The sequence below is a fragment of the Bradyrhizobium nivariense genome, assembly GCF_029846695.2.
Taxonomy (GTDB): domain Bacteria; phylum Pseudomonadota; class Alphaproteobacteria; order Rhizobiales; family Xanthobacteraceae; genus Bradyrhizobium.
Genome location: NZ_JARWCR020000144.1, coordinates 1 through 5,559, shown reverse-complemented (window position 1 = coordinate 5,559; position 5,559 = coordinate 1). Strand labels below are relative to the sequence as shown.

Genomic DNA, 5,559 nt, shown 5'->3' with positions numbered 1-5,559 from the left:
CGGCGCGACTGGACGAACTGCTTCCGTGGTCGTCGACCTACACGATGCATGCACACGATCTGAGGCTGGCGGCATGAGCCTCAACACGACCGCCTTGCGGATCAAGGTGACTCTCAAGGACGTGAAATCGGAGGTGATGCGTCGCCTTGTCGTACCCGTTAGCCTGCGCCTTGATCGGCTGCATCTGACGCTTCAGGCGGCGCTTGGCTGGACGAATAGCCATCTCTTTGAGTTCCTGGCTGGCGAAGGGCGTTGGGGTATCCCCGATCCCCATGGGGATTTTGGTCCCCAGCCCATCGATGCCCGCAAGGCGCGGCTCTGCGATATCGTTCACGAGACGGGCGCCAAGACGATCCACTATCTCTATGACTTCGGCGACAGCTGGGACCATGTGATCAAGCTCGAAAAATGGTTTGACAACACGACAGATGGACTTCCCCTCTTGCTCGAGTCCGCCGGTCGTTGTCCTCCGGAGGACGTCGGCGGTGCGCCCGGCTATGCCGAATACCTCGATGCCATTCGCGCCCCGATCCGGAGCACGAACACATGCGCCTTTGGGGGCCCGAACAGTTCGATCCCGACGTCGTCGACCGGAAGGCGCTCAAGGCCGCCGTCAACGCATTGTCCGGAATTTGGAAGCCACGACGGCACAAGCTGCGATCAAAATAGACGCAAGCGCCAATCAAAGGGCCACAGAGCTACGCTTACGATGGAACTGCTGCAAGCGATCGCGGGAGCCGCTGAGGGTCAACAGGAGCTCGATGCGTGCGCGCCATCGGCTCCGGGGAATGGAGCTGGCCTGTTCCGGCGTCAGCACCATCTGATAGACGGAACGGGTTAACGCCGATCGAGATTGGCGTGCTGCACAGTATCTGGACAGGCACAGTGACAACCGGCAACAACTCGCACCCGAGGCAGCTTCTGTGTCACGCTTGACGATAACATCTGAGATGGCCGCTCATCCGCATTCCCTGTCCTGCGACAAGCGCGATTTACTCAAGCAGGATTTCCTCGGAAATGGCGGCCAAGAAGAACGGGACGTTTGGTATCCAGACGAAGAAGTGCTCTTCGATAGCCGAGCTATCATACGGCCCCCTTTTATCAATCAGGTCAGTATTCTTTGCACTTTAGTCAATGAAGATGACAGTATCAGGATAAGCAGAGACATTCGTATAGCGGTGTGTTATTTCCTCATCAATCTTTATATCCTTTGTTGCCACAATACTTGCCCACGTACCCGAATCATCATCGGCCCACACTATTCGTGCATTTGGGTTAAATGAGTGGTTCACTATCGAGATGAAGCCGAAAACGACGTACCCTGTTACAGAGTCCCCTTGGAGATGACGATCGTTCCGCACGAAGTAGTACTGGAAGATGCCCGTACGATCGAGCAGCTCAGCCGCAGCATCATCAAATCCCCACGTTGGAGCGCGCTCAATTACATCTCCAACATTGAATGGAATATTTGCAAAGACGCCACGACCTTTTCGTGGCAGAGTTTTGATGTACACAGTATTGCTGCAATCGAAGACCTTATCGATCATTGTTTGTGCCTTCTCGGCGCTGAGCACCGGCCGATACCATAGTGGTCACTGACTGGCCGTTCGTAAAAGGCGGGTACTTCACCGCTAGCTACGGACAGTTGTTTTTGCGTGAGAGTTGGAAGTGATTCTTTGAGTCTGTCTGAGCCGTGAGGCGGGGAAGATCAGTGCACGAAAGGATGTTCTAATTCGGTGGGCTGGAATCCCGTCCCAGCAGATCCATCGTTGCGCGCGATTCGTTCGCGGACCGACGAGAGGCTGATGAGCCGTCTGCACGCCTGGGAATTCAATAAGCTGTATCGCCGCGATCGCCGGCCCCTGCGATTGCCTGGCCGGTAGCAGCTGGCGTAGTGCCACACGCGATTTTAATCGCGATAAGCGCGAAAACGACACGCATGCCGCGTCCCCCACTTCAATTTCCGCAAGGAAGCAGGCAAGAAGCCGACCTTGCATCACAAGACACATCTGACTCCCGAGAAACGCAACGAGCTCATAGTTGATGCGGGTGTGATCGAGCCCAACGGCGGGGCACAGCGCGACTCCACCCTCCACCTGATCAAGGACAATGCCAGCGCCGATGGCGCGGCGAATGGCAGCAAGAACTGCGGTACCGCCGATTTTCTGGCCGGCTGCCACAAACGCGGCTGCACGTCGCATTTCTCGGAAGTATGTACGAACTGCCGCTTGGGCATTTACGGAGGCACCGCACGCCCTGCTGGTCATCGTATCTGCACGATCAAGTGTAAGCGCAATCCAGACTCCTTGGGCCAGATCAAGACCATTCGTCAGTTGCGCGAGGCAGGCCATTGCGGACGGGCTCTGGTGGAATGATTCTTCGTGATGATTGTGCCGCTTACGATATCATCCTGATTCCGCAGCTTGTGGCCGTAACGGCACGAGAATACCCGCGCAATAGAAGGTAAGGCAAGCCACAGGCATCCGGCGATCGGGCGCGCCTCTCCGGTACGAAACTCGAGTCTTTTACTGAACATTTCTTGCCAGCTATCACTTCACTCTCGTAGCGAACATAAACTATCCCAGAGTTCCTGATACCTACCCAGGAAGATAGCTACCACCACAAGATGACTCTTAAGAGTGGACGACGCAAGGCAGACGAGGCAGCCGGCGTGCTGCTTGCAACAGGATGGGCTAGTCTTACTGCGTCACGAGCGTCGTTTGTTTGGTGCTGCGATGCCGCCACAACAAGGAGATCGCGGCAAGGTTTTGATGAGCCCTCGGATCGGATCAGGAGCCTGCGTATGATTGCAATCGAGTTCGGGACGTGGCGTTCAGGCCGCGCGGGCGGATCCTCTGAGGCGATAATCCTCGGGTAAACAAGGTGCCTGGAACGGCGTGGCGGAACGAGGCCCTGAGGGGGACTCGTCCTGTTCGGCGAGCGGGAATCCATAGGCCGCGATGCATAGCGTGGCGTGATGATGGAAGCCGCGCCATCCGCGCCCTTCGTAGTGTCCGTCGGTAACCGGTATGAGCTCCCACGGCTGCGGCGATCAGGGGGCGCGTGCGTAGCGGATCGGCATCCAGTATTGGCGCGGCGTCGACAGCTGCTGGAATATCGGCGTTACGGAGAAAGTGGCCGGTCTCGGGGTGGTCCCTCGGTGGCAGTCCGAGCAGTGGATGGCCCTGATCGTCGCGACAGTGCAGCAGGATGGGCAGAACCAGGCCGTGATTGACGTTGCCGGCGTCCAGCAACGGCGCCCACGCCGACAGCCTGAGCCGCATCGCGGCGTAGAATCCCTGACACCAGAGTCGCGGATCGACGTCGCCATTGGGTTTGCGCCGATGCATCGGCTCGAACTGGTCGGGCGCGGTCGTAAGGACGTTGCTGATGTCGTTATTGCGCAGCGCGACGGCGGAGAGCGCCGCGAACTCCGGGGTGTCGCCGTGGTTGAAAGCATCGGCATCGATGGCGAGCAGCGGACAGATCCAGTCGAGCGGACTCATCGACACCGGTCCGGCCACGATCGCGGCGACATAACCGTCGAGCATGGGGATGCTGGTGGCGGCAGGATGCCGATCGACGCGAGCCTGCAGCCACCGATCGAGCTCCGCAAGGGGCATCGCGGCGGCCGCCATCGACGACGAAGCCTTGTGACGACGCGGGCTCATGCGGGGACCTGTGCGGTGCGCTGGTGCGCCGCCTTCCAGTTCCAGGCGAGCAGTTCGTGCAGCTGATGGCTCTTGGTTCGCCCGGACACGATGCGCTCCAGCACGTCGGCGAGGTAGGCCTGCGGATCGAGCTCATGGAGCTTTGCCGTGTTCACGATCGACGCCAGGATTGCCCAGCTCTCGGCGCCGCCCCAGCTGCCGCTGAATAACGAGTTGCGTCTTCCCATGGCAATCGGGCGCATTGAACGCTCGACCGTATTGCTGTCGACCTCGACGCGGCCGTCGCGGAGGAACAGCGTCAGCCCGTTCCAGTGATTGAGCGCGTAGTTGATGGCCTCCGCCAGCTTCGACTGGGAGAAGAGCTGGTCGACAATCACGGTCAGTCGCGCCTTGAGCGCCGCCATCAACGATGCGCTCCTGGTGCAGCGGACGGCCAGCCGCTGCTCGGCAGTGCTGCCGCAGATCTTCGCCTCGATGGCATAGACCGCCTGCAGGCGTTCGATCATCTCGCGCGCGAACGGCGACTGGGTCGTTCTGAACACCTCGACGAATTTGCGTCGAGCGTGGGCGAGACAAAAAGCGAGCTGGATCGCGCCTCCATGATTGCGGGCGAGCGCCTTGTAGGCAGCATAACCATCCACCTGTCCGGCGATAAACTGCTGCCCTGGGAATGGAAGCTCCTGCGCCGAGCCGACAAGCCCGCCGTGTCTCCACCCACCAACCGAAAAGTCGTATTCCTATTCAATGCTGATGCGTGCCAACGTGGTTTCCTTCAAATACATTATTCCCCACCAGAGTAGGTAGTGCTCCGATTCATAGCGACTAGTGTATCATCAATTCGTAAACTCGTAGCACAGCCTATGATCCAGCTCATCACGATAGGACAATATTAAGCAATGACGAGCGTACTTAATCCGTTGCACGCGATGCGCTTCCTTCACGTATATGATGACGCCACCGCCCAAAAAGGCATCAGGCTTCTGATAGGATTCGACTTCCATGAGTATGTCTCGATTGCACGGGCCACTCCAACAAAGAGGCCCACATATCCCAATTTCCGGCCAGATCGCTCGCCTATCAAGTCCGGCGAGGGGTATTGGATCGTAGGCCTCGACAAACAAAACAACGTTGCGCTCCTAACGGCGCACCGACTGTATGATCTCTTACACAGCAACTTCGCAGAGCATTTAGAATCCTTGAATGCATTTTACGCCGACCCCAGCAAACACGCGCATCCTCAGGACCGCTGTACTTGCACAGCACCGAGCGCGAAGAGGATGACCGGTAAGGTAGCCTATCACGGAGATTTCTGGCTCCGCAGCGACCTCAGAGGACAGGGCTTGTCCAAGATCATGGCGCGAATAATACAGGGTCTCTCTTTTGCGATGTGGGCTCCCGACTTTTTATGCGGGTTGGTAGCGGGCTGGTCAGTGGAGAAGGGCCTTGTTGCACAATACGGATACGCGCATCAGGAACCCGGCGGGGCGACAATACGTCTGGTAGAATATAACGTTGTCGGCGATGATTGGCTTATCTGGCGAACTGGCGAGGAGTTGAGGAACCAATTTGGCCATCTTGAAAGCGGCCTCATTCTTTCGCCGTCATTTTCGCCATCACGACCCGGCAGTACTTAAGTCTCTGGCAGCCCGCGTGAACGCTGGCCAAAAACGCGGCGCGTGGAGCGTGGGATCTGTATTATCTCCTAGTCCGGAGCTTGCAGATGGGCTCGCGTTCTAATGCAAGAACTTGCGCTTTGGTCAAGAGCTATCGCCAAATTTTGGTGACGGCCGGGCCGGTCAGGCGGCGGCGGTTATGGGCTGACGGTCGGTCGGCTTGGCGATGACCTCGATCCCGTCGTTGAATGTCACACCAAGAACGAGTTTTGGCA

Annotated in this window: 4 protein-coding genes and 2 pseudogenes; 2 read left to right on the top strand and 4 right to left on the bottom strand. The window is 58.0% G+C overall.

The features are described 5' to 3' along the window. Nucleotides 1-73 precede the first annotated feature (73 nt). Complete coding sequence (locus tag QCM77_RS45290; protein ID WP_280097058.1) at nt 74-841, top strand: plasmid pRiA4b ORF-3 family protein; 768 nt, start codon at nt 74-76, stop codon at nt 839-841. Nucleotides 842-1,127: 286 nt separating this feature from the next. Here QCM77_RS45290 and QCM77_RS45285 read toward each other — a convergent pair whose 3' ends face one another. Beyond that, nucleotides 1,128-1,547, bottom strand: a complete 420-nt coding sequence (locus tag QCM77_RS45285) for an SET domain-containing protein-lysine N-methyltransferase (RefSeq protein WP_280097057.1) — start codon at nt 1,545-1,547, stop codon at nt 1,128-1,130. A 444-nt stretch (nt 1,548-1,991) separates the two neighbouring features. On the opposite strand from QCM77_RS45285, the gene QCM77_RS45280 reads away from it, so the two are divergent. Next, nucleotides 1,992-2,375: a hypothetical protein gene (locus QCM77_RS45280; RefSeq protein WP_280097056.1), complete on the top strand. Its 384-nt coding sequence runs from the start codon at nt 1,992-1,994 to the stop codon at nt 2,373-2,375. A gap of 458 nt (nt 2,376-2,833) precedes the next feature. Here QCM77_RS45280 and QCM77_RS45275 read toward each other — a convergent pair. The 3 genes and pseudogenes from QCM77_RS45275 to tnpC form a co-directional block, all read right to left on the bottom strand. Then, nucleotides 2,834-3,016: pseudogene (locus tag QCM77_RS45275) on the bottom strand (IS701 family transposase); the annotation flags it as partial. Nucleotides 3,017-3,263: 247 nt separating this feature from the next. Further along, nucleotides 3,264-3,623: pseudogene (locus tag QCM77_RS45270) on the bottom strand (UPF0149 family protein); the annotation flags it as partial. A 44-nt stretch (nt 3,624-3,667) separates the two neighbouring features. Further along, complete coding sequence (tnpC, locus tag QCM77_RS45265; protein WP_280097055.1) at nt 3,668-4,312, bottom strand: IS66 family transposase; 645 nt, start codon at nt 4,310-4,312, stop codon at nt 3,668-3,670. Nucleotides 4,313-5,559: the final 1,247 nt, after the last annotated feature.